The sequence below is a fragment of the Flavivirga sp. 57AJ16 genome (assembly GCF_028736925.1).
Lineage (GTDB): Bacteria > Bacteroidota > Bacteroidia > Flavobacteriales > Flavobacteriaceae > Flavivirga.
The window spans coordinates 193214-218279 of sequence record NZ_JAQZAT010000007.1; the positions used below are offsets into that span (position 1 = coordinate 193214).

Genomic DNA, 25066 nt, shown 5'->3' on the forward strand with positions numbered 1-25066 from the left:
AAATAAAAATGAAAAAAATAGTTTTATTATTAATACTCCCTTTCATAATGCAAATACTTGTATCATGTTCAGAGGAAGAATTGGTTCAAAAAAACCCAAACCAGTTAGCTACAGAAGAATTTTGGGTAAGTGAAAACGATGCTGAATTAGGTATTAATTCTGTTTATGCGATGTTTTATAAAGCAGGATTATGGACGCGATGGATTTACTTTAGATTAGACCTTACCTCTGATGAGGGATTTAGTAAAAGTCCATGGATTGAGCTTGCTGATTGGACGCGTTTCAATTATATCAACTACAATTTCTTTGAGGGTAATGGTGAGACATGGAGGGATACTTATAAAGCCGTATTTCGTTGTAATCAAGTTTTAGCGAATGTTCCAAATATTGAGTTTACTAGTCAAGAAAAGAAAAATCAAATTCTGTCTCAGGCTAAATTTTTTAGAGCTTTACATTATTATTATGCCGCTATATTATGGGAAAATATACCACTGGTTTTAGAACCATCTTCACCAAATGATATCCCAGAACAAAGAACCCAACAAGAGATTTTTGCTCAAGTCGAGAAAGATTTAACTGAAGCCATTATCGATTTACCAGTTCAATGGGATGCTGATAATAAAGGAAGAGCAACCAAAGGAGCAGCGTACGCATTGCTAGGTAAAGTATATATGCAACAACACAAATGGACTGAAGCTAAACAAGCATTGGATTGGTTGGTTACAGGTGCTGGGAGCAGTAATTATGATCTTGTAGCAAATTTCCAAGATAATTTTAGAGGAGATAATGAGAACAATTTAGAATCTGTTTTTGAAATACAATTCGCAGATGATCCTAACCGTCAAGGCGATCAGGGAGAAGCAGCCGTAGCCAGTGTATCTACACAAAGATCACAGTTTTTTGCTCCACGTGGTATTGGATGGTCTGATGGTCAAGCACGTTATTGGTTAGTTGATGAATTTAAAAAAGAAGCTAATTTAGATGGAGGTTTGGATATGCGTTTACGTTATTCCTTAATTTACGATGATATGCAAGCAGATTGGGGACTATTAACTTATGGTAGAACTTGGCAATGGGAAGATGGAGAAGCTTGGTTTAGAAAATACCAAAGAGACTATTATAGAGATAGTGAAAGCAACTGGTCTGAGGTAAATAATCGGTTAATAAGATATGCCGATGTTTTGTTGATGTATGCAGAAGTACTTAATGAACTTGATATGACATCAGATGCATATCAATACGTGAACAGGGTGAGAGCGAGAGCTAATATGGCAACATTACAAAGTGCTTATCCAGCAATTGGCAATGATAAAACAGCATTTAGAGATCGATTAAAAATGGAAAGAGTTTTAGAGCTTTGTGGAGAAAGTGGTCGTTGGGCTGACTTAAAACGATGGGGGGATTTGGATAATCAAGCCAGTGTTAACGTAATAGCCCAAAGGGATCCTGATTTTAACAATTTTGTAGTTGGCAAGCATCATAGATTACCTATACCGCAGGATGAAGTGCAAAACAATCCTAACCTAGATCAACATCCTGAATATTGATGATTTACAAACGATTTTTAAATAATTATTTGAGTTAGTTTGGTTTATTTGGCAAATCATATCATGTGGTTTGCCAAATTTTTTAATTAAATAAAATGATAAACTTTAAATATTAAAAAATATGCATTAGAAAGGCATTTATAAAATGTGACATCAATAAAATCCAGTCATAATATTATAAAGGGAATTAGAAAACATAGATTTAATAATTATGAAAAATGTACAAAAAATGAAGAATATATTTTTAACAGCTTTTTTTGTTGTATCCGTGAGTTTGATGGCCCAACAACCTAATCCTCCAGGGCAATTAAAAGATGGAGAGAAACCTGTAAATGAAGCTTACCTCTTTGCGCATATGATGCATGGTGATTATGGCGAACTTTACTATACGGTGAGTTTAGATGGGTTGCATTGGAAGCAACTTAATAAAGGAAAGCGTGTGTTTGAGAATTATCATGGCCATCCAGACATTGTTAAAGGCCACGATGGGAGATATTATATTGTAGGAAATCAAGATGACGGGGCTCCAGATATAAATATTTGGGCATCAGCAGATTTAATTACTTGGACTAAACACAGTGTATTTACTCCTGATTTAAAAAAAACACCTAACTATAGTCCTTTGCAAAGAATAGGAGCTCCTAAACTTTTTTATGATGATGCCAGCAAACAATATGTGATGACGTGGCATACACCGCATCTGCCAGGAACCAAAGAAGACCCTGAAAGATATTGGGCTAGCCAGAGAACACTTTATGTTACCTCTAAAGATTTGAAGACATTTTCAGAAACACCTAATCGCTTGCTTGAATGGGATATGGGGACGATTGATGTATTAATACGAAAAGAGGAAGGTAAATATTGGACAATCATAAAAGACGAAACCTATCCAACATTGGATTGGGTAACTGGAAAAACCATTAGAATAGCAAGTTCTGATAAGTTATTAGGTCCTTATGATAATTTATCAGATCCTATAAGTCCAAATTTTCGGGAAGCACCAATGTTGATTCCTTCTCCAAATAACAAAGCTTGGTACTTATACTACGAGCAATATCCTGGGGTGTCTTATGGGTTATCGGTAGCGGGTCAATTAAAAGGGCCATGGTATCAAATTTCTGGATATACCTTTTTTTCAGATTGGGATAAATACACGATGCCCGCAAAGGTGCGCCACGGTTGTATGATTACTATATCAAAACAGGAATATGACCAATTGATACAAAAATTTGGAATTTCGGAATAAATTAAATGTAATCTGAATGTCCGTAATCATACATAATGATATTTTTGTCATTCAGAATACTTCGACTACGCTCAGTACAGGCTATAGTGAAGAATCTGTTGATAATCAATGAGATCCCTCGTTGCCTCGGGATGACAAAAATAATATATTTTTAGGTTTATGATATATTACGGTCAATCAATAATGTAATTGATAGTATGTTTAAAATAATAATATGAAGAAAAAATATCTACTGAGTTTTCTCTTAATACTTTTTGGTGCTAAACCATGTTTTTATGAAACTCAACGTAAAGAGCTTTAAAAATTTTAACCTTTAAATTATAAGAGAATGAAATCTATTATTATCTATGCCATTATTTTACTTTCTACAATTCATATAGCTGCGCAGGAAAGAGAGGAAATATTTTATGCAGATCCAACTATATATATCGATGGAGGTAAGTATTATTTAACGGGTACTGGAGGAAGGAGAGGTGGGCCATCGGGTTTTTCTGTTTTGGAATCCAAAGACCTTAAAACTTGGACTGTGCCCGAAGTGGCAAATGACTCGGTTTATATGATTTTAACCAAGGGAGATCATACCTATGGTGAGAGAGGCTTTTGGGCACCACAAATATACAAAGAAGATAACACCTATTATCTATCATATACAGCCAATGAGCAAACCGTTTTGGCTCAGTCAAAGTCTGTATTGGGGACCTATAGACAAAAAGAGATTTTCCCTATAGATGGGTCTACAAAAAATATCGACTCATATGTTTTCAAAGACGATGATGGTAAATTTTACCTCTACCATGTTCGATTTAATAAAGGAAATTACTTATGGGTGGCTGAGTTCGACCAGAAAAAGGGGGCCATCAAGCCCGAAACGCTAAAGAAGTGTTTTGATCAGACTGAGCCATGGGAAGCTACCCCTAATTTTGAATCATCACCAATTATGGAAGGTCCGACCGTAATCAAATTAAGAGGTAAATATTATTTGTTTTATTCAGCCAACCACTTCAAGAATATCGATTACTCTGTTGGTTATGCAGTTTCTGATTCTCCATACGGGCCATGGGCTAAGCAAAAAAATAGCCCGATTATTCACAGATCCATTGTTGGAGAAAACGGTTCTGGTCATGGTGATTTTTTCGAAGGCTTAGATGGTCAATGGTATTATGTATATCACGTTCACTTTAGTGAAAACCAGGTAAGCCCTAGAAGAACACGAATAGTTCCTGTAATCAAGGCGTGGGATGCAAAAACAGGTATCTATAAATTCAATGTGAAATCGAATGCGGTCATTAAACCCGCACTGGTAAAAAAATGATGCCGTTGTTAGAAGATTTGTACCACCTCAAAGTAAAAGTCATTGGTAATAAGATTCGTGTTTTTGATGATGATATGGAAAACGCTATTTTGGAGTATGAAGATGTATTTCCCTTCATGGGAGGAGGTAGGTTTTAGGTCTAATCTGACTACTGCATTATTTGATAACCTAACAGTAAAAATTGATTGGATTTCACTGAAATAATACCTTGATATCATAGCACATATAAAACCGTTAAAAATAAAAACCATGATGCTAAATACATCATTACACAATTAATTTATTAATAAACCTTTAAAAAAAGACATGAAAAATTTATACTATTTACTTGCCGTTTTATGCCTTGTTAGCTGTAATACAAAAACCGATAAAGAAGTTAAGAAAACTGAAACCATTATAGAGGAAAAGCCAAAAATCTGGACACTAGAACAAGCTCAAACTTGGAACAATGAAAACGGATGGCTGCGAGGTAGTAATTTTAACCCCAGCACGGCTATTAACCAATTAGATACATGGCAAGCTGAGACATTCGACCCAGAGACCATTAATAGAGAGTTAGGTTGGGCAGAGGATATAGGTTTGAATTGCATGCGGGTTTATCTCCACCACCTTGCATGGGAAGTAGATAAAGAAGGTTTAAAAAAACGAATAAATAAGTATTTGGAAATTGCGGATAGTCATAAAATAAAAACAATTTTTGTGTTTTTCGATGATTGTTGGAACCCTACATATCAATCGGGAAAACAACCAGATCCAAAGCCTGGTGTGCATAATTCAGGTTGGGTGAGGGATCCAGGTGAATTAATTTTTTTAGATGAAAACCTGATGCCTCTTTTAGAAGAATATGTAAAGGATATTTTAACGACTTTTAAAGACGACAAGAGAATCGTTCTTTGGGATTTATACAATGAGCCAGGAAACAACAATCTAAAAAATAGTTCAATGCCCTTGCTTCGTAATGTTTTTAAATGGGCATGGGAAGTACGTCCATCACAACCAATCTCTGCAGGTGTATGGAGAAAGGACTTGACCGAATTAAATAAATTTCAAATAGAAAATTCGGATATCATAACTTATCATAATTATAGAGGGCCTAAAGCTCATCAAGAGGCTATTGATAGTTTAAAAAAGTACAATCGACCCCTTGTATGTACCGAGTATATGGCAAGAAGAAATAATAGTTTATTTCAAAATATTATGCCCATACTTGCCAAAGAAAATGTAGGAGCAATTAATTGGGGCTTGGTTGCAGGAAAATCAAACACAAAATATGCTTGGGATGAACCAATTCCAGATGGCAGTGAACCGGAACTTTGGTTTCATGAAATTTTTCATCCAGATGGAACACCTTATAAACAGGAAGAAGTTGATTTAATCAAAAGCTTAACTCTAAAATAAGTTCATTTTAATCAAAAATAAATGTTTTTAAAATTATAAAAATAGAGAAACTAATTATCATCAGTTTTGATATATGAATTTTTAGGGGTAGGGTTATGGGGTTCTAGAGACAAAAAGACATCAAAAAAAACGCCGAAGATTATTCTTTGGACAGCAAGTCTTTGCCATGGAGGGCCATCGGTGCATCACTTATTGCATCAGAAAGTAACTAGTACAAACTACATCCAATTAAATCAATTTCAAATAAAGAGGAAATCGTTATGTTACCTTATTTGGACTGAGGTATATCCAAACGAATTAATGTCGAATAGGCCCTGCATTTATGATTGCTTGGTTTGTTTCAGACTCAAAATTTTTAAAGTTATTTTGAAATTCGCCAGCAAGTTCATAAGCCTTTTTGTAATAAGCTTCATCATTGTTCCAAGTTTGTCTTGGACTTAATACACTATCTGGAACATTTGGACACTTTCTTGGTTGGGCTACTTTAAAGACACTATGGGTATGATAATCTTTAGGATTAATATCAGGGAAATACCCGCTCAAAACGGCATTAATCATTGCTCTCGTGTATTTTAACTCCATGCGTTTGCCAACTCCATAAGGTCCACCAGTCCAACCTGTATTAATTAACCATACTTTAACTCCTGTCTCTTTAATTTTATTATTTAGCATATTTGCATAAACAGATGGGTGTAAAGGCATAAATGGAGCTCCAAAACAGGCTGAAAACTCTGGTTGCGGTTCTTGTATGCCTTCTTCCGTTCCTGAGATTTTAGCTGTATAGCCCGATATAAAATGATAGGCCGCTTGCTCTGGGGTCAATTGGGACATGGGAGGGAGAACGCCAAAAGCATCTGCTGTCAAAAAAAAGATGTATTTTGGGTTATTGCCAATGGATGGTATTTGGATATTCTCGATATGGGAAATTGGGTAGCTAACTCTCGTATTTTTTGTAATGGCACTATTGGAATAATCAACATGGCCTTCATTGTCTATGATGACATTTTCTAATAAAGCTCCTTTTTTTATAGCACCAAAAATCTCAGGTTCTTTAGATGCTTCAAGATTAATTACTTTTGCATAGCATCCTCCTTCAAAGTTAAAAATTTTATTTTCGGGAGTCCAGCCATGTTCATCATCACCAATTAGTTTTCGTTTTGCATCGGTAGATAGCGTGGTTTTACCTGTACCACTCAAACCAAAAAATATAGCCGTTTCACCATTGTTGCCTACATTGGCACTACAGTGCATCGGTAGCACATTTTTTTGGATAGGAAGTATAAAATTAAAAACAGAAAACATGCCTTTTTTAATTTCACCTGTATATCCAGTACCTCCAATTAAAATTATTTTTTCAGTAAAATTAATGATTGAAAAATTTTCATTGCTTGTGCCATGCTTTTCGGGAATGGCTTTAAACCCAGGGGCATTATATATGACCCATTCAGCTTTAAAATTTTCTAACTCTGAAGCCGTAGGTTCTATAAACATATTTCGAATAAATAAATCGCTCCAGCTATATTCAGCATACGTTTTTATAGAAACTTGGTAATTGGCGTCTGCTCCTAAAAAAGAATCTCTTATGAATACCTCCTTATCATTAAAATAATCTAACATGTCTACTTTAAGGTTATGGAAGTGTAAACTTGAAAAGGGAATATTAACAGCGCCCCACCAAACCTTATCTTTTGTTAAGGAGTCTTTAACTATATAGCGATCCTTTGGGGATCTACCCGTAAAGCTGCCCGTTTTAATGGCCAGAACACCGTTATATGTTAGGTCTTCGTTTAACTTATTGACACTATGGTTAATCAAATTTGTTTCTGATTCTTGGTAATGGTGTTTTTTAGAAAAACTCATTTTGAATATATTTATAAATATTAGTATAATCCTTGAGGAATAAAACCACCTTTTATAGCTTAAGGTGATTTTAAATGTTGCATTGAAAAGTATAGCTGTTGTAGAGTATTATCTTTTTATAAAAGTTGATAATCTTAAAGTACTGAAGTTGATTTAGACAGATTCATTTCCTTTTGGAATTTATATTGAAGACCTAGAAAGCATGTAAATGAATGGCTCTTTTATAATAATTTTACCTGATTATTATTTTATTGGTTGAAGAACGACCACTTATTGAAACTTTTAATATGTACAGCCCAGAACCAACAGAACTAACGTTCAGCACATCGGAGTTTAATTGCGTATTCAAAACATTTCTTCCCATGACATCAAATAGCTCTACATTTTTAACTGTAGACAAAGTAGAGCTAATATTTACAATGCCATTATTTATAGGGTTAGGGTATATGGTCAATTCTGGTTTAGAAAAGGTTTCGGTAGATAGTGTCCAACCAGAACCAGAACCTAGAGGATAAGTGCCTCCCAAACCGTTTAAAAAAGCTTCTATTCCAGCTCCTCCTTGGCATGCTGTTAATCCATCAAGGGAGTTTTTTCCACTATAATCCCAATGATTCTCGTTCCATGTGCCATCTTCCATACCTGATTTTCTTGATACTACTGAATCATCATGCTCCCATATGGTATCATCATCGGCATCGGTATCTGTTTTGCCAAATTGACTTACCACATTGCCGTTTAAAACTACTTGATATCCATCATCGCCATTTGTAGAAGTGCTGGTTAAAATAGTATTGAAACCCGCCATAGCACTATTAGTTTCAAAAACCACACCTGGGAATTCTGCCTGCATTAAACCTAAGTCCCTAATAATGTAAACAAATTTATTGGAAATTACCCCAAAGCCTGAAACGTCTATTTGATTATCAGACCACAAACCTCCATTTAACATGTAATTTAAAACCACTTCCGTGCTAAAATCAACAGTCCCATCAACATATAGTTCTACAGATTTAACAAACGGGTCTGAACAATCAGCTTCAATAATTTTAGTTATAGTGACATTTTTTTGAGCAAAACTCGTAAATGACATTAAAAAAAGTAAAAAACAAAGTTTTTTCATAATAATTGAATTTAAGTTTAATAGGTTATAAAAAAATAAGGGACATTAGGCTGTCTTTCAATCTATCTTCACAAGATTATAGCTTCAAAAATTATTGACGATCAATTAAGTATTGTTTAAACTCAGAGGAGTTATACATACCATTGGCATCATGCCCTACATTATTAACAATGATTTTTTCATGGTTATTTGTTGCCCCATAAAAAGTTTGCATATATAAGTAAATGTTTTCGCCTCGTTTTAATCGGTTTTCTCCTAAAAGTGTGGCTTGACAATCTGTTGTGTTCAATGAGCCCTCGGTCGAGGTGTCATTACTGCCCAATAAATACGTTGTTTTTCTGGTTACTTGTTGCTCAGTTATTACAGACTGCTCAATACCATCGAGATATGGTATTGAAAATGCATATCCATAAGGCCAAAAATCATACCCCGAACAACCTGTAGGTGTTATAAATTGTTGTGAGTTTTCATCATATCTTAACCCATCTGGATAATAAAAATATTGATTATTAGCGATGCTGTATTCAAAATTAATATCTGCATAGGTATTTTCGGCTCTATTGGCCAAAGCATAATGTTGTACAAACGCTGCTCCAGAAGAATGTCCTGTTACAAATATGGTTGTTAAATTTGGGAAATTACCTGAAGCAACTATCTTTTCAATGATAGCATCTATAACTGTGAACGAACTTATAGAAGCACTGGGATTACTCGAATTTGCACCTTCTCTCCATCCATTATCCCAATATAAATCATTGCCGGTTGCTGCTGAACTATCTTTAAAATATGGCGATATAAATAATGTGTTTTCCTCCATATCAAGACTTTTTAAGGAAGAAGCCATATATGAGAAATAATCGTTTGCATTTCTTTGTAGACCATGTACAACAATAACGAGCTGGTTTATTGAATTGTAAGTAAAAGCTGAATCATCTATAAAATCATAATTACTATACATGTCAAAATCGAATTCTGCTCCAGAACCATTAGTTAACGGCATCGATTGTATACAAGCATCGCTTCCGTTTAAACAGGGTGTTTTTCCTAAGTTGGTTACATAAGATAGTGCTATGCCACTTTGAAAAAATTCTCCATTTGGACCTAAATCACCTGATGGTATTGATAAATTATATATTGCATTAACTTCCATTTGAGCAAGCATTATTGTTGCCTTTGTGGTAGCATTCGAATATGAAATTGTATAATCAAGCGCTACAGATCCATCTGTTATTGAAAGTAATCCTTCAAATTTAGAAGGTTCAATTTGTGAGGAAAAGGCGATCTCTATAATTGAATTTACGGGGATGTTTATGGCACCGTCTTCAAGGGGATTGCCATTTGCAGTGATGGACAAAACGGACAATGAGAGCAAATTATTGTCATCATCATTACAGCCAACCAAAAATGATAAGCAGAAAATGAATGAAAATACACGAACCCTATTAAAAATATTTCTTGTTGTATTCATAAAGTATTTTATTTATAAGATGTAACCCTATTTAGTTACCATGACTTAAGTTTATAATTCAAATTAATTACAAGCAGGATAGACACATGCTGAACTTTGTGTGCTTGTTGAACCAGCTGCACAATCTATACCGCCTGTTATCCAATTACCATTTAGTTTATAGCCCCAAGAACCTTCATAATCCCAACTTTGTCCTGTGCCATCTACATTCGCATCACCATAGGTTTCAATAACATCATTACCTTGAAAAAGTTCTATGGCATCGTCACCATTTTGATTCATTGAGCCAGTCTCAATGATATGCTCAAAACTATTGATACATGATCCAAAATAACCAGCAATTGTGGCTTGTTCTCTTGCTAAAAGAATATCATCTCCCTCTGATACGGACATCACAGGAAAAGTGAATTCTATGCCATCGGTTCCACCGCCATTATTGGCAACACCTATACTGTACAAGCTTAAATCTGCAATATTTTTTTGTGCTTTTAAATGCACAGCCTTACCACCATTAGTACCACTTCCATCCCAGGAAATTGCCATTATACCTTGAAGTGTTAATGCAGGTGAACAAATGGGGTATACACAAGCAGAACCCTGCGAGGTTGTAGAGCCTATTGAACAATCTATGCCTCCATAAGTCCAAGTGCCATTAAACTTATAGGCCCATGAGCCACTATATTCCCATACCTCACCGGTTCCATCAATATCGGCATCTCCATAGGTTTCAATAACCGTAGTGCCACTGAACAATTCTATAGCATCATCTCCGTTTTGACTAATGGATGTATTTGCCTGGAGTATATGTTCAAATTCGCTATTACAACCACCAAAATAAGCTGAAATCAATGTAGGCTCCCTAGCTACAAGAATATCGTCTCCAGCAGAAACTGATTGCGCAGGAAAAGTATACTCTATACCATTAGTACCACCGCCATTATTGGCAACGCCCAAACCATATATGCTCAAATCTGCAATATCTTGATTTACAATTAAATGAATAGCTTTTCCGTCATTACTACCCGATCCATCCCAAGTTAAAGCCATAATACCCTTTAATGATATTGCCGGTAATTGCTCTTTTAATAGGATTGTTAACTCTTGGGAGTCACTATTTGCGTTTACCACACTACTCAGCGATAAGGATATAGTTTCATCTCCTTCATTTTCACCATCCACTATTGTGGTTAAAGAAATAGTTGCAGATGTGCTTCCTGCGGGGATAGTGATATCCAGACTGCCATTAACATTATAATCTAAAGCTTCTGATGCCGTTCCTCCTAACACAATAGTTGCTGTGACATCATCTTGAGATACTTTATCAAGACCAGCTGTTATAATTGCTGTACTGCCATCTTCCTCTAAATCTGTTACGTCGCTTGAAAGACTTAATACTGGTGGTACAAAAGCAGCTGTTGTAAAACTAAGCGATAAAGATGCTTCTAAAGATTCTCCTGTTAAACCATAATCACCAGCTGGTAGCATTAAGGTATAAGTTGTTTCATAATCCAAAGAACTGGTTGGAATTATTGTAATTGTTGAATTTGTATTAGAAAAATCCAAAGTGTAATCTACTGCTCCAGAAGTTGAGCTAAATGTTAGGGAAGATGAGAGTAAATCGGTTTTTAGTGTATGTGAAAAAATAATTTCTATGGTAGCGTTTATATTTACATTTTCTATGCCATTAACAAACTTTACACCATTAATGGTTTTAGCCATCGCTGCTATGGTATTGTCAACAATAGTAGTAGTATCATCGTCTTCACACCCTACAATTAACGTAGAAAGTAATCCCAAAGGGATAAGAAAGTAAAAAGTAATTTTTTTAATGAATTTCATGATATGTTTAGTTTTAGTTTTTTTAATATTTCTTTTCGATTTAAGGGCTTTTTGGTTTTATAAATTCAGTAAAATCACTAGAATCAAAGCCCCAAACTGTAGGTAAAAAATAATAGACCATAATGGTTAAAAATAAAATCGATATGATGTTCATCCAAACACCACTTTTTATCATATCTGGGATTCTTAAATAACCTGACCCGAATACAACCGCATTTGGTGGTGTGGCGACTGGCATCATAAAAGCACAAGACGCTGCTATGGTACAAGAAACCATAAGTATGTATGGATTTATGTTTAATGATATAGCAATGGGAGCCAAAATGGGTAATAACATGGCTGTTGTTGCTAAGTTAGAAGTAAACTCTGTAAAAAAGTTTACCAAAGCTATAATTACAAGTATCAGTAAGATTAACGATAACCCTTGAAGCATGGTCATTTGAGAGCCTAACCATGATGCCAATCCTGTAATTTCAAACCCAGCAGCAAGTGCCATGCCTCCCCCAAATAAAAGGATAATGCCCCAGGGTAATTTCACGGCATCTTCCCAAGTAATTATGCGTTTTTTAAAATCGCTAGCTGGTACTACAAACAATAATACACCAGCAGCCATAGCTATAATGGTGTCATCAATAAAAGGGAAAAAACGCTGCAAAATAAAGGATCGAGTTATCCAACAAAAGGCTGTTAATACAAAAATGACCGATACTATTTTTTCTTCTTTCTTCATCGGTCCAAGCACTAATAACAACCTACTAATCTCTTGTTTCCCTCCCGGAAATTCATTTTGCTTAAACTTAAATGCCACTTTGGTTAAAAATAACCATGCTATGATCAATAGCGGAATTGCTATAGGTAAACCAAATTTTAACCATTGTAAAAAGGTAATATCAATGCCATAAATTTCTTCTACGTACCCCGCAAAAACCAAATTTGGCGGTGTGCCAATAAGTGTTGCCATACCTCCTATGGAAGCACTATAAGCAATACTGAGCATAAGTGCTTTGCCAAAAATTAAATTTTCATCCTCAATGGTGTTGGGGTTATCTTGAAGCTGTGCCACTATAGACATTCCTATGGGAAGCATCATTACTGCTGTAGCTGTATTAGATATCCACATAGAAAGAAATGCTGTGGCTACCATAAACCCTAAAATAATTTTGGAAACATTAGTGCCTATTATTTTAATAATATTTAAGGCAATACGCTTATGTAAGTTCCATTTTTCAATAGCAATGGCAAGTATGAAGCCACCCATATATAAGAAAATATATTTATGACCGTAAGATGCTGTTGTTGTTTGTAAGTCGACAGCTCCTGTCATTGGAAATAATATAATAGGTAGTAAAGCAGTAACAGCTATTGGAACAGATTCTGTTACCCACCATAGTGCCATCCACAATGTTATTGTAAGTAAGTTGTAAGCTGCATCTGGCATTCCAACGGGTGGATCAAAACACTGTAGAAGAATAAACAGTAAAGGTCCAGAAATTAGAAATAAACTTTTTTGTATGGACTTCATTTCTTTTCTGTATTAATGGATTCAATATGGGATGCTTCTACGAGTTGTTTGTAAAAGGCCGCATTTTCAGGTAAAACAAAAGAGAGATATAGTTTCTCACCGTCTTTATCTGTGGTTGTTACCCTATTTGGTATATCGGATACTGATTTTCCAGTTAGCGTTTTATAAACAATGAGTGCTATTAAATAGCTACCATCAGAAGATGGGTGTTTATCATCAAAATATAAATTTAAATCAGGTCTTAATTCTCTAGCTTTCATCCAAATAGGTCCAACAGGAATAACGTTGGTATTCAACGCATTTGCTAACTTTAAATATTCTTTTGTAATAGTAGGCTGCATTAAAGGATTTGATTTATATGCCCATGTTAAATAAAAGATTGGTTCAGCTCCAAGCGAGCGAACTAATTCTGAAAATTTCTTCGCATATGCTTCAAAACGTTCTGGTGTGTCTATGGTGCTTATGCTATGATCTCCTAGAATGACATAGTCCCAATGACCTTCTTTTAAAAGTTTTCTTGTAACAGTGCCTTTTTCCTCGTTCCAATGTTGTTTAAGATTACTGCCCCCAACTGTAGATTGATGAATATCAAGTAAAACATCTTGAGTTTCTCCCATGGCTTTTACCAATTGGGGCATGTTCCAAAAATAGGTAAAACTGTTTCCTACAAATAGTATTCTAAGGGGGGCTTCCTCTTGTGAGAATGCAGAATAGGGTAATAGCAAAACTATTGCAATAATTAAAAGGAAATTCTTTTTTATAATTATAAATGGTGTCATATTCTTAAAATGGGATCTATTGGTTTATTGGTGTTTTTTCAAAAAAGTCGGGTATGGGATTAGGAATATTACTATTTCTATCAATTTCTGATTGTGGATAAATAAAACGTTGAGGTAAAGTACTTCCTGTGTTAGGTGTAATAGGGACTCGAACTATCGACTCGCTTTCTGTTCTTCGAGTATCATTAAACACTTCTATCTGTCCAAATAAGGTAACGTAACGCTCTTGAAGGATCTCTCTTAGAAGCGCGTTATCAGCACTAATGCTATCTGGGTTTTCAATGCCACCAGAAGCAAAATCTGCTCCAATATAGGCGTCATACAAAATATCAGAAGTATTGGCATTCGTTAAATAACCCCCACTAGCCATAAAGGCTCTAAAATTATTTAAGTGGGATAAGCCATTATTAAAACCATTTGTTCTAAACCCAGCTTCGGCTAAAATTAAAAGATTTTCTTGATATGTTACTAAATCTGCTGATGCAGATTGAGCAGCATATCCGTTAGTAATGTTAGGTTGAACACCTAAAGCGTTTGTTGTAAAGTAGAAATGATGTCTTCCTAATTCATTGGTTTTAGAATTTCCTCTGTACGTAGAGCTTGCTGGGTCTGTTAAACCAGCCATGAAATCTGATACAACAAGGTCGCTTTGTCTTACTTCAATAGCAAAAAATTGATAATTTAAATTCGAATCTTCAGCAGCTGTACCATGAGGCCCGAGCATGCTATTGTTTAATGAACTAATGCCATTTTGCGCAGCAGCATAAGCGCTTCCATAATCTTTTATGTGCATATAGAATCTAGCTTTTAAGGTATATGCACATTCAATCCAAGCTTGCGCATTACCGTCAAAATAAATATCAGAACCAGTTGCGGGCCTTCCCGAACCTTGCTGTAAATTTGAAATGGCGCTATCTAATAGCGTTTGTACTTTAGAATAGACTTGGGACTGATTTTCGAACATAGGGTTTTGAATTTCTACATTAACGGCCTCATCATATGGAATGTCTCCATAAAGTGAAGCTAGCGTTCCAAAAGTTTGAGCTTGTAAAACTTGTGTAATTCCAATGGTTATGGCTCCGGCATTATCATCTTGTGCTGTTTGTTCTGCTACAATGGCATTTCTTAATGCATCATTAAATCCATCATTCCAAAGGCCATCAAAATCACTTGTGGTTACTGAGTATTGACTAAAACCAAGATGTTGTCTATCTATTCCTGTGTATTGTCCCGCAAAAATACTGGCCCTTCTAGCATTTTCTCCAGTTTGGAAAAGCATATTGCCAACCTCGGCCCCAGTTAAAATATTTTGATAAGCACTTTGAGTTTGGTTATTAGGATCATTATTGAGGTCTTCTACCAGTTTACTACAAGACTGTGTTAGAATAAGTATAAGGGATAATAAAATAAATGATTTCATAAGTAAATATTTATTATGTGTTTTTTTATATGAAGTCGCTTTACCTTCATTTGTGTTTGCGACAAAAATTTGTGATAACGCTTTCATAGTACTAAAGGTTTAATGTTACACTAAAAAGAAAAGACTTTGTGCCAGGGTTGTTAAAGTAATCTAACCCTCTTGCTGCACTAACTCCAGATAAATTGGTATCTGGGTCATTTCCTTCAAAATCAGTCCATAAAAATAAATTTCTTCCTGTTGCAGTAAATTCTATAGACTTTAAACTTGTTGATTTTTTTAACCAATCGGACTTCCATAAGTAAGATAGGGCAAGCTCTCTTAATCTTGTCCAAGAGCCATCTTCGATGTATAGTTCATCATTACCAGCACCAAAAAAACCTCCTTCACCATTATACCAAGTTTCTGTTAATGCTACAGGCCCTGCTCCAAAATCGGCTATATTACCACGAAAGGTTTCGCCAATATTTATGATGTTGCCATTGGATTCAAAATAATTTCTTGTGGCAGTTACTTCATTGCCAGTATCGTACCAAGTACCTAAATCTCTCATTACGGATTTTGTTCCTGCATAAATATCGGCACCTTGATAGGTTTCGAATAAAACAGATAACCTGAAATTTTTATATTTAAATGTACTTGTGATACCACCTTGCCAATCTGGATTTGGGTCACCAATAACGCCTTCTAATTGATCTTGTTCTGGGAAACCAAATTCATCGTAAACTATAGATCCATCATCATTTCTAAGTGTTCTTGAGCCCCATAAAACACCTAAAGGCTGACCCTCAACAGCTCTGGAGCTTATCGCTGCCAATCCTCCTAAATTTAAGGATTCTGCACCAGCTAAATCTGTAACTTCATTTTTTACTTTTGTAAAGTTGGCATCAATAGACCAAGAAAAATCATTGGTATTTAATATTTTATAACCTAAATCCAATTCTAGACCTTTATTTTCTATTTCTGCGCCATTTGTGTAGATGGCAGAATACCCAGTTGAGTTCGCTACAGGGAAATCCAAAAGAACATCTTCAGTTACATTTTCAAAATAGGTTAAACCAAAAGATAGTTTATTATTAAAAAACCTTAAATCTGTCCCAATTTCAAATTCTTTTTTTCGTTCTGGTCTAAGTGATGAATTTCCTCTGTTAGTACTTGGCACAAATGCGCCATTACCAAACAATCCAGAATTTAAACCGCCGCCTAAAGCATCACTGTATGTTGGTGACACAAAAATATTAGAGGTATTATAGCGTGCAGGTTGAACACCTACTTCTGCATAAGAAGCTCTTATTTTACCAAAGGACAATATATTGCTTTCCTTAAATATATCTAATTGAGAGAATTGCCATGCTAAAGATGTGGATGGAAACAAAAAGGGGGTGTCTGAATTGTCTCCAAATGTAGATGCGTTTTCAATTCTAATGGTACTGTCAATATAAAACATATCATAAAGTGAAAACGATAATGAGGAGTATAATCCTGCTGTTCGCTCTTGTCCAAACGTACTGCTTACAACGGTATTTTCGATAAGCGTATTATCAATATCCCGGATACCACTATCTACATCTAAAAATTGAATAAAACCATTGCCTTCAACACCATTAACGGTTCTAGATTTACTATTATAGTTAAATCCTAAGAGAAAAGAACCGTCAACAATGTTTTCTAAATTAAAAGTGGTTTTTGCTATAAAATCAGTATTAAAAATGGTATTCGAAGCTGTAGATTGATCTATAAAACCTGCTGTAAAATCTCCTGCTGCAGATCCTGGTGTTATAAATTCAGATCTTGTTTCGTTGTAATGGTCTACACCAGCTCTTGCTATGAATGTTAGCCAACTATTTGGCGATGTCATAAACTCAAAATTTGTGATAAAGCGATCTACCTTTGCTTTATTTTCTTGTTCATTAATGGTCCAAAGCGGATTATTGTAAGTAGCGGACCCATCTGCGCCCAATGGTTCTCTGTAAGACCTTTGCCTATTAGGAATTGGAGAACTATCACTTGATGCGTAGTAATCGCCTCGATAACCAGAAATATCAAAATCTGCTGGATTTCTGAGCAGTCCTAAATACAGCCCAGATGAATTGGCACCTAACCTAATACGGTTTGATGAGGTTCTTGTATAGGTTGAGCTTATTTTTAAACTCGTAGCTTCAGTAAAATTTTGTTTTGCATTAAACCGAACTGTAGATCTTCGGTAATCGGAATTATTTTTTATAATTCCTTTCTGGTCCAAATCACTCAAACTAAAAAACATGGTACTTTTTGCAGTTCCCCCGCTTAAGCTCAAATTATTTTCTAAAAAATGCCCATTGCCAAAAACTTGGTCAAAGTTAGAATCGTTGTATATGGCTTGTGAGTTTTTATTTAAAATAGGATAATAAATGCTTCCGTTCTGATCTAAATAAAATTCTCCTGAAGTATCAAAGTCATCATGACCACCCGAACGATCAGATATTAAATCTCCCCAAGAGTCTCTTGCCCTTTGGTCATAAACGCCATTGTCTCCTTGCCCATATTTTGTTTGAACTGGGTATTTCACATTAATCTGATCTAAAGAATACGTAGATTTTAAACTTATATTAAGCTTACTATTGTATTTACCGCTTTTTGTTGTAATATTAATAACACCACCTAAGGCTTGTGTTCCCCATAAAGCAGCAGCGGCGGCACCTTTTAAAACCGTAATGGATTCTATGTCGTTAGGATTAATATCGTTAAGTCTTGACTCTTGACTAACACCACCTCTATCACTATTTCCACGAACATCATTACTTATGGGGATGCCATCTAAAATGATTAATGGTTGACTATTTCTAGTTATTGACGAAAGTCCTCTAATTTGGATAAATGATCCAGCTCCAGGATCGCCAGAATTTCTGGATATTCGAACTCCAGATGATTTACCCGAAAGCGCATTTAAAACATTGGCCTCTCCAGATTCTGAAACAGCTCCTCCTTTTACGGTAGAACTGGCATAACCTAAATTATCTTTTTTCTTAGTAAACCCTATAGCATTTACAATAACAGCATCTAAATCTTCAATAGCTTCCACCATGATAACATCGATAACATTTTTCGTGCCTACATCTATGGTTACTGGCTTAAAACCTATAAAGCTAAATGTTAAACTAGGATTTTCTGTTTTTGGTGATATGGAATAAAGCCCATCAAAATCTGTTATGGCTCCGTTAGATACGTTGCTCTCTATAATACTGACACCAGCCAAAGGGAATCCTTTTTCATCTGTTACGACACCCGTAATAACATTTTGGGATAATAATGTTTGAAATGAAAAGAGGAATAGAAAAAATATTGTTTTAATTATACATTTCATCTTGTTTTAGTTTTAAAAGTTTAGTTTTACTGCTAAAATTACCCTTTAGTCGAATGTGAAGCTTAGTGATGAATTACTAATCGTAAAGGTAATTTTTTGTCAATTATATAGTTTTTTTGATTAATTATTGATGTTTTAGCAATTTTTATCAATTTTTATCAATTTTAATTAGTTTTAACTAAATTTAATTCTTTACAATTTTAAGTGGAAAGTCATAAAAACACCGAAGAACTGCACAGAAGTTTTATTGATAAACTCTCAATAAGATATGGTGCATTTGATGGTTTAAGAAACCAATTTGAATCTACCAGTAACTCTATTATAGCAAGGGATTTATTTTATAGTGATTCTCAGTTTTCAAGATTGATTAATGGCACTGCATCAGAAGGGGAATTTAAAAGAGCTTTAGGTAATATTGAACGCTTACTTGATTTAGATAAGCTAAAAACAAGTAAGCCTAGTGATTTGAAAAGCACTAAAAAAAAGATAGTTATAAAGCGTCGTTTTTTAATCGTTGCTACTGGTGTTATTGTTTCTTTAGCAATAGTATCATTTTTATATTTTAAAGAATATTTTTCTACAAAAATGGCTAAAGTCATAGTCAGTGATTCGAAATATGATATGCTAAAATGGAGTTTTGAGAATAACTTTATTCAACCTTATGTTAAGCTAAAAGAATTGCCGGATGATTGTTATTACCCATGTTATAAATATCAAGGTAAATGGATTTTAAAAAATGAATATAAGATTCCATTCTACAGAGAAAGAAACGGATTTCATTATGTAGCAAAAGAAGCTATAATGTATGCCAGATGTATGGACGAAAGAGGGGATAGGGGTGAATCTTTTGAAGGTTATGAATATCAAAAACATGAAATTTGGTATGATAAAAGAGAGTTTCCCATAGATTCTTTTTTGACCAAAGGTTCCAATACCCAAATAAGAGAACTATATAATTTTTCAAATTTAGATGAAGATGACAACTTTGTGAAAATAGCCTACGTTCATACATTCTTTAGAACAGAATTCAAAATAGATAGTAGTTTTATACAACGAACAGGAAAAGCACTTGGTAGAGATATTGAATTTGTAAATGATAAAGTGTTAAATGACCAATTAAATAATGAAAATTCTTTAAACAGTATTAAAAATGAAATTAAAGCAATTTCTATAAATCGTTTGGAAGATTATTCTAAGCCAATTACTTGTAACCCAGCTTTAGCACCTGATGTTAATTTTAACCTCATTGAGGAAGGGGATGAAATGAGTTTTAATTGTCATTTTAGTATTGGTAATTTTATAGTGAATTATAAAAAAACGTATGTTTTTAGCGATCAGTATATTAATAATTATTGTAGATAAATTGCTGGGCTAAACTTATGGTTCCTTCAGCAAAACACGGCCTATTTTCATACTCTAGTATTATTGGTTACTATATTTGATTTGACAAAAAGAAGTGACATTTATAGCTAAGTCGCTATAAAATGGCAAACTATATTTAGAAATAAAAAATTGAAGTTCAAGGCAAAAAGCGTAGGCATAGCCTAGTTACGGCGAGTATTTTTAACGAATAAATTCGGTTTTTTACTCTGAAGGTTCATGTTGTTTTATATTGATTTAGCTATATAGTTTTACGCATAGAACTACCCACCATATTATAGGTATCAAATATGTACCTAATTAGTATAAGGATTCGTAGATACTATAAAGGAACTTTATGTATAGGCAAATAGTCTAAAATAATTGATGCCTATTTGTATTCTTTTCTTGAAATGTACTTTATGTATAAATAATACTGAATGTCCGTAATCATACATAATGCTATTTTTGTCATTCAGAATACTTCGACTACGCTCAGTACAGGCTATAGTGAAGAATCTGTTGATAATCAATGAGATCCCTCGAGACCCCTCGTTGCCTCGGGATGACAAAATCAATATATTTTTGGTTTATGATAAATTACGGACAATCAAAAATAATAACATTATACCAAATGAATTTAAAAATGATTGGTAATAAATTTGAAATATATTTTCTTTAGATGAGATAAAAAGCATAAGCATAGCCTAATTATGGATATGTTTTTTATTGAAATATAAAGGAAATAGAAATCGAAGATTCACGAACACCAATTATAAAAATAAAAGATAGTGAGCTAAACGGATTTAACCAGTTATTTTGAAGTTTATTTGGTATTATATCTTTTTTTATGCAAAGAAGACTAACATTAATTCCATTTTTCCCGTATTTTTTGATAAGCGATTCACATTTGCGACTCTACGGTTTTAACAGATATATTTAAGTCATCAGCTATCTCTTTGTACTTTAAGCCATTATATTTATTAACCACCCGTGCCGAACCCAAGGTAGGCAGTGTAATGAAACACTAAAAGTTGATTCAATAATGTTTGTAAAAACCAACACTAAGGTTGTTTTACTAATTTAATGCAAGTAAAAACCAACAGACAAGCATATTTATATTAAATATTTTTAGTATATTTGTTAGGAAATACTAACATTAACATAAATATATAGTGTTAAAGATGAGAAAAACTAACATTGATTTTTCAATAATGTCAGACGCTAGTATCGTAGAGCAAATAGGTCGTTTTGTGAAACATACTAGGGTTAAACAAAATAAAACCCAGGCACAAGTAGCTAAAGCATCGGGACTAAACCGCTGGACATTAAGTCAGATAGAGAATGGTGAATCTATAACGCTTTCTAGTTTAATCCAAATATTAAGAGCACTAGATCAGCTTTACATATTAGAAGCATTTAGTTTTTCTGAAGAAATTAGTCCTTTAGAGTATGCTAAGCTTAAAAAGAAACAATATAAAGAACGTGTTAGAAATAAGACAACCGATAAAGAGGATAAAGAAGATTTAGGATGGTAGATGTTTCTGAAGTTAAAATATGGGGAGAATTGGTTGGAGCAGTACGTTGGGATCAAGACCAGCAGTTAGGGTATTTTCAGTACGATCCTAATTTTATTGAAAAGGGATGGGACTTGTCACCCATTAAAATGCCAATTGATAACGGTTCAGTTATTTACAGTTTTCCAGAGTTGAGAAAAGGAAGAGGTGAAACAGAAGATACATTTAAAGGGCTTCCAGGATTGTTATCGGATGCTTTGCCAGATAAATATGGTAATCGTTTAATTAATATTTGGTTAGCACGGCAAGGTCGACCAGAAAACAGTATGAATCCAGTGGAGAAACTATGCTTTATAGGAATACGAGGTATGGGCGCATTGGAATTTGAACCTGCACAAATTAGAGCTGGTAAAAATAGTTTTTCTTTAGAGCTAGATAGTTTGGTGGAAGTGGCAAAAAAAATGTTAAGCCAAAGAGAAGAATTTTTGATAAATATAGATAAAGAAGAAGAAAAAGCGATGCAGGACATCCTTAAAATTGGAACTTCTGCAGGAGGAGCGAGACCTAAAGCAGTGATCGCTTATAATCCAAAAACCAGGGATATTCGTTCTGGACAAGGAAATGTACCAAAAGGATTTGAACATTGGCTTATAAAGCTGGATGGTGTAAGTGGTGAGCAATTTGGAGAAAGTTCGGGATGGGGCCGTGTAGAATACGCCTATTACCTTATGGCAAAAGATTGTGGGATACATATGAGCGACTGCCAATTACTAGAAGAAAATGGTCGTGCACATTTTATGACTAAACGTTTTGATCGAGAAGGTAATAGAAAACATCATATTCAATCCTTATGTGGTTTACAACACTATGACTTTAATGATATGTACGGTTATAGTTACGAACAAGTATTTCAAACCATGCGATTAATGCGTTTAACATATCCTGATGCAGAAGAGATGTTTCGTAGAATGGTTTTTAATGTGTTGGCTACCAATTATGACGATCATACTAAAAACTTTTCATTTCTTTTAAAGAAAAATGAAAATTGGTCTTTGGCACCTGCATACGATTTGTGTTTTTCTTTTGATGAAAGCAATCATTGGGTAAGTAAGCAAACATTAAGTGTAAATGGAAAGCGTCTTAACATATCCAAGGATGATCTAATGACTATAGCAAAGGATAACAATATCAAGAAAGGTGAAAAAATTATCAATAAAATAAATAGTGTTGTTAAATTATGGGATAAATATGCAAAGGAGGCTAAAATAAGAAGTGACCTAAAAGGTAGAATTAGTGAAAATTTGAATACACTTTAAGAATGGGTTTTTAGAGAGGGTTAGATAAAATTTAATAAAAACCAGTTTAAAAATAACTTCACTATTGATTACATTTTTTAATGAATAAGGGACACTTTATTTATTAACAATGAAAATGCAGAAAATATTAACGAACCAAAAAAACAGAGACTGTTTTTTTATAATAGTAAAGTAATGTTCAGCCAACTTGCCTGCATCCTCTTTGCTAATTAGGAGGTATATGTATGCGTTGAGAACTTAATTGAAGTTGGCTATCAGATTGTTCTACAATGGTGTACTTCGTATTTCCTCCCAAAATATTTGTGATTAGTTCTTGGTTTGAATGCTTATAGTTGCCTTTCATTTCTGAATAAGGAATTTCTGTTGTAAGTGATGTTTTTCTTTCAATACTATCTTCTAATATGGTAACATCGTATTGGTTTTGTTGAATTTTTACCATGTATTCTCCTTTGTCGGTAAACGACCATGTGGTTGTACTAAATGGTATTTGTTGCTTTCCTCTTATTTTATCATTCATAAAAACCACCGAATCCAGTTTCCATTCGCCAATTAACGATGAAACGGCTTTGATTTTAGTATGCACATAATCATAAGAGGTGTCATTTGTTTTTTTGTTGTTACAGCTTGCCATTAATATGGTAATAGAAACCATGAAGAGTAGCTGTTTGGTCGTAGGTATATTTTCTTTAATGTGTTCCATATTATACTTTGTTTGTGAGTGTATGTATTCAATTAAGCAAGACATAAAATCAACTAGAGGTACTGTGGATATTGATTTTGTGATTATGGTTCCAGATTTTAACGTGTATTTAATCATCTTTATTAGACACACGAAGATTGTCGTAGATATTGGAAATATGACATTTTATATTTTAATCCAATTTTGAAGCCATTAATATAATTTTGTTGTCATCGGTCTCAGTGGTAAAAAATAAATACAGATTACCACCTTCCTTGATATTGAATTTTTTTCGAATTTGTTGAACCGTTTCAGGAAAATTGCGGACTGTTATGTTCGCTTTGGAGATACCAAGCTTTTTTAATGCCTTTTTATTATAGGGCACTATGCTTTCAATCTTAAAAGACCTACCAGGAAAATCAATGTACGAATCACTTGTATATAAATGCGAATGCTTATGAAGTTTATAAATGTTTAGTTGATTGCTTACAGTATGAAACGCGCCAGCTTTTAAAATAGCACTATTGGGCTCGTATAGATAGGCAAGGGGCTTGTGGTATTTTGATTCTGATTTTTTTTCATCGGCTATTGAAAAATGAAAGCATACTTTTGCTTCCCTTTTTATATTTACAGTTTCAATACATATGTCCCCCTTAAAACCATTTTCCAAAACCCAAAGCAATTCTTTAACCTCATTGTTTACAGCGACGATATGAATTGTTTTTACATGTTTTAATTCATTGATCCCCACAGATAGATCAAGTAAAGGAGATGTTTTGACCATGATGTTTTGTGCATGCGTAAAAAGCAAATCAATATGTTCCGGGACATTGGGAAGGCAATCGTTTAAAAAAAAGACTTTTCCTTTGCTATCATGTCTTCTGGAAGGATCTATATAAATCCAATCAAATTGTTTTTTAGAAGCTTTTAGGTAGTCTATACCATCGGTGTTTTGGAGGGCTATATTAGCTATGCCCAATTGTTTGTAATTGTGGGTTACAATTTTTGATAGATTTTCATTGATTTCACAATGAGTTACTGTTTTAAATACTCTTGAAAAATAAAAACAGTCTACCCCAAAACCACCAGTTAAATCTATAATAGTTGCACCGTTAATTAAGCCAGCTTTATATAGGGCCGTTATTTCAGAAGATGTTTGCTCAATATTTAATTTATTTGGGTAATAGATTTTTTTGCAACTAAACCATGTTGGTAATTTCTTTTCGCAGCGTTTTTTTGCTTCAATTTGTTCAATAACCTCTTTAGCTTCAACTAATGGAAAAGTCACGCCTTTTAGAAGTAATGAGGTTATATCAGAATTTAAATGAGTATTTATAAATTCTT

The 25066-nt window shown here is 34.1% G+C and carries 19 protein-coding genes; 8 read left to right on the top strand and 11 right to left on the bottom strand.

The window, feature by feature from the left end:
* Positions 1 to 8: 8 nt before the first annotated feature.
* From PQO00_RS09745 to PQO00_RS09765, 5 genes are all read left to right on the top strand, one after another.
* Positions 9 to 1547 carry a RagB/SusD family nutrient uptake outer membrane protein gene (locus PQO00_RS09745; protein WP_274184658.1) on the top strand — a complete coding sequence of 513 codons (1539 nt, stop codon included), beginning with the start codon at positions 9 to 11 and terminating at the stop codon, positions 1545 to 1547.
* Positions 1548 to 1776: 229 nt separating this feature from the next.
* Complete coding sequence (locus PQO00_RS09750) at positions 1777 to 2793, top strand: glycoside hydrolase family 43 protein (protein WP_274184659.1); 1017 nt, start codon at positions 1777 to 1779, stop codon at positions 2791 to 2793.
* A 328-nt stretch (positions 2794 to 3121) separates the two neighbouring features.
* Positions 3122 to 4105 (top strand): glycoside hydrolase family 43 protein, encoded by a 984-nt coding sequence (locus PQO00_RS09755; protein WP_274184660.1) that lies wholly within the window; start codon positions 3122 to 3124, stop codon positions 4103 to 4105.
* Positions 4102 to 4242 carry a hypothetical protein gene (locus tag PQO00_RS09760; RefSeq protein WP_274184661.1) on the top strand — a complete coding sequence of 47 codons (141 nt, stop codon included), beginning with the start codon at positions 4102 to 4104 and terminating at the stop codon, positions 4240 to 4242. Before PQO00_RS09755 ends, PQO00_RS09760 begins: the two co-directional genes overlap by 4 nt.
* A gap of 169 nt (positions 4243 to 4411) precedes the next feature.
* On the top strand, positions 4412 to 5503 hold the full coding sequence (locus tag PQO00_RS09765; RefSeq protein WP_274184662.1) for a glycoside hydrolase family 2 TIM barrel-domain containing protein: 1092 nt from the start codon (positions 4412 to 4414) through the stop codon (positions 5501 to 5503).
* Between the two features lie 297 nt (positions 5504 to 5800).
* On the opposite strand, the gene pckA is transcribed toward PQO00_RS09765, so the two are convergent.
* The 8 genes from pckA to PQO00_RS09805 all read right to left on the bottom strand — a co-directional run bounded on the left by pckA (position 5801) and on the right by PQO00_RS09805 (position 18851).
* Positions 5801 to 7363 (bottom strand): phosphoenolpyruvate carboxykinase (ATP), encoded by a 1563-nt coding sequence (pckA, locus tag PQO00_RS09770; RefSeq protein ID WP_274184663.1) that lies wholly within the window; start codon positions 7361 to 7363, stop codon positions 5801 to 5803.
* 232 nt (positions 7364 to 7595) lie between these two features.
* A complete protein-coding gene (locus PQO00_RS09775) occupies positions 7596 to 8483 on the bottom strand; it encodes a T9SS type A sorting domain-containing protein (RefSeq protein ID WP_274184664.1) in 888 nt (295 codons plus the stop codon).
* Positions 8484 to 8574: 91 nt separating this feature from the next.
* Positions 8575 to 9951 carry an Ig-like domain-containing protein gene (locus PQO00_RS09780; protein ID WP_274184665.1) on the bottom strand — a complete coding sequence of 459 codons (1377 nt, stop codon included), beginning with the start codon at positions 9949 to 9951 and terminating at the stop codon, positions 8575 to 8577.
* Positions 9952 to 10014: 63 nt separating this feature from the next.
* The gene (locus PQO00_RS09785; protein ID WP_274184666.1) at positions 10015 to 11790 is read right to left on the bottom strand and encodes an Ig-like domain-containing protein; all 1776 of its coding nucleotides are present in this window, start codon (positions 11788 to 11790) and stop codon (positions 10015 to 10017) included.
* A 40-nt stretch (positions 11791 to 11830) separates the two neighbouring features.
* Entirely contained in the window at positions 11831 to 13312 is a 1482-nt protein-coding gene (locus tag PQO00_RS09790; RefSeq protein WP_274184667.1) for a DASS family sodium-coupled anion symporter, read from the bottom strand.
* Positions 13309 to 14091: a hypothetical protein gene (locus PQO00_RS09795; RefSeq protein ID WP_274184668.1), complete on the bottom strand. Its 783-nt coding sequence runs from the start codon at positions 14089 to 14091 to the stop codon at positions 13309 to 13311. The genes PQO00_RS09790 and PQO00_RS09795 overlap by 4 nt, the downstream gene beginning before the upstream one ends.
* Before the next feature lie 16 nt (positions 14092 to 14107).
* Entirely contained in the window at positions 14108 to 15598 is a 1491-nt protein-coding gene (locus tag PQO00_RS09800) for a SusD/RagB family nutrient-binding outer membrane lipoprotein (protein WP_274184669.1), read from the bottom strand.
* 4 nt (positions 15599 to 15602) lie between these two features.
* Entirely contained in the window at positions 15603 to 18851 is a 3249-nt protein-coding gene (locus PQO00_RS09805; RefSeq protein WP_274184670.1) for a SusC/RagA family TonB-linked outer membrane protein, read from the bottom strand.
* Positions 18852 to 19055: 204 nt separating this feature from the next.
* Here PQO00_RS09805 and PQO00_RS09810 point away from each other — a divergent pair, with 204 nt between their 5' ends.
* Positions 19056 to 20213: a hypothetical protein gene (locus PQO00_RS09810; RefSeq protein ID WP_274184671.1), complete on the top strand. Its 1158-nt coding sequence runs from the start codon at positions 19056 to 19058 to the stop codon at positions 20211 to 20213.
* Positions 20214 to 21114: 901 nt separating this feature from the next.
* Here the strand turns inward: PQO00_RS09810 and PQO00_RS09815 are convergent.
* Positions 21115 to 21201, bottom strand: coding sequence for a sigma factor-like helix-turn-helix DNA-binding protein (locus tag PQO00_RS09815; RefSeq protein ID WP_274184710.1), 87 nt, complete (start codon positions 21199 to 21201; stop codon positions 21115 to 21117).
* 193 nt (positions 21202 to 21394) lie between these two features.
* On the opposite strand from PQO00_RS09815, the gene PQO00_RS09820 reads away from it, so the two are divergent.
* Together PQO00_RS09820 and PQO00_RS09825 are read left to right on the top strand one after the other, a co-directional pair.
* Complete coding sequence (locus PQO00_RS09820; protein ID WP_274184672.1) at positions 21395 to 21748, top strand: helix-turn-helix domain-containing protein; 354 nt, start codon at positions 21395 to 21397, stop codon at positions 21746 to 21748.
* Complete coding sequence (locus PQO00_RS09825) at positions 21742 to 23043, top strand: type II toxin-antitoxin system HipA family toxin (RefSeq protein ID WP_274184673.1); 1302 nt, start codon at positions 21742 to 21744, stop codon at positions 23041 to 23043. Before PQO00_RS09820 ends, PQO00_RS09825 begins: the two co-directional genes overlap by 7 nt.
* Before the next feature lie 205 nt (positions 23044 to 23248).
* On the opposite strand, the gene PQO00_RS09830 is transcribed toward PQO00_RS09825, so the two are convergent.
* Both PQO00_RS09830 and PQO00_RS09835 read right to left on the bottom strand, forming a co-directional pair.
* Positions 23249 to 23860 (bottom strand): hypothetical protein, encoded by a 612-nt coding sequence (locus tag PQO00_RS09830; RefSeq protein WP_274184674.1) that lies wholly within the window; start codon positions 23858 to 23860, stop codon positions 23249 to 23251.
* A 55-nt stretch (positions 23861 to 23915) separates the two neighbouring features.
* Entirely contained in the window at positions 23916 to 25010 is a 1095-nt protein-coding gene (locus tag PQO00_RS09835) for a class I SAM-dependent methyltransferase (protein WP_337992833.1), read from the bottom strand.
* Positions 25011 to 25066: the final 56 nt, after the last annotated feature.

Bases quoted from the DNA above. Each gene is read 5' to 3' on its own strand.
- PQO00_RS09775 (WP_274184664.1), bottom strand. From the start codon at position 8,483: ATGAAAAAACTTTGTTTTTTACTTTTTTTAATGTCATTTACGAGTTTT.
- PQO00_RS09785 (WP_274184666.1), bottom strand. From the start codon at position 11,790: ATGAAATTCATTAAAAAAATTACTTTTTACTTTCTTATCCCTTTGGGA.
- PQO00_RS09805 (WP_274184670.1), bottom strand. From the start codon at position 18,851: ATGAAATGTATAATTAAAACAATATTTTTTCTATTCCTCTTTTCATTT.
- PQO00_RS09800 (WP_274184669.1), bottom strand. From the start codon at position 15,598: ATGAAAGCGTTATCACAAATTTTTGTCGCAAACACAAATGAAGGTAAA.
- PQO00_RS09750 (WP_274184659.1), top strand. From the start codon at position 1,777: ATGAAGAATATATTTTTAACAGCTTTTTTTGTTGTATCCGTGAGTTTG.
- PQO00_RS09745 (WP_274184658.1), top strand. From the start codon at position 9: ATGAAAAAAATAGTTTTATTATTAATACTCCCTTTCATAATGCAAATA.
- PQO00_RS09790 (WP_274184667.1), bottom strand. From the start codon at position 13,312: ATGAAGTCCATACAAAAAAGTTTATTTCTAATTTCTGGACCTTTACTG.
- PQO00_RS09755 (WP_274184660.1), top strand. From the start codon at position 3,122: ATGAAATCTATTATTATCTATGCCATTATTTTACTTTCTACAATTCAT.
- pckA (WP_274184663.1), bottom strand. From the start codon at position 7,363: ATGAGTTTTTCTAAAAAACACCATTACCAAGAATCAGAAACAAATTTG.
- PQO00_RS09830 (WP_274184674.1), bottom strand. From the start codon at position 23,860: ATGATTAAATACACGTTAAAATCTGGAACCATAATCACAAAATCAATA.
- PQO00_RS09820 (WP_274184672.1), top strand. From the start codon at position 21,395: ATGAGAAAAACTAACATTGATTTTTCAATAATGTCAGACGCTAGTATC.
- PQO00_RS09760 (WP_274184661.1), top strand. From the start codon at position 4,102: ATGATGCCGTTGTTAGAAGATTTGTACCACCTCAAAGTAAAAGTCATT.
- PQO00_RS09795 (WP_274184668.1), bottom strand. From the start codon at position 14,091: ATGACACCATTTATAATTATAAAAAAGAATTTCCTTTTAATTATTGCA.
- PQO00_RS09765 (WP_274184662.1), top strand. From the start codon at position 4,412: ATGAAAAATTTATACTATTTACTTGCCGTTTTATGCCTTGTTAGCTGT.
- PQO00_RS09825 (WP_274184673.1), top strand. From the start codon at position 21,742: ATGGTAGATGTTTCTGAAGTTAAAATATGGGGAGAATTGGTTGGAGCA.
- PQO00_RS09780 (WP_274184665.1), bottom strand. From the start codon at position 9,951: ATGAATACAACAAGAAATATTTTTAATAGGGTTCGTGTATTTTCATTC.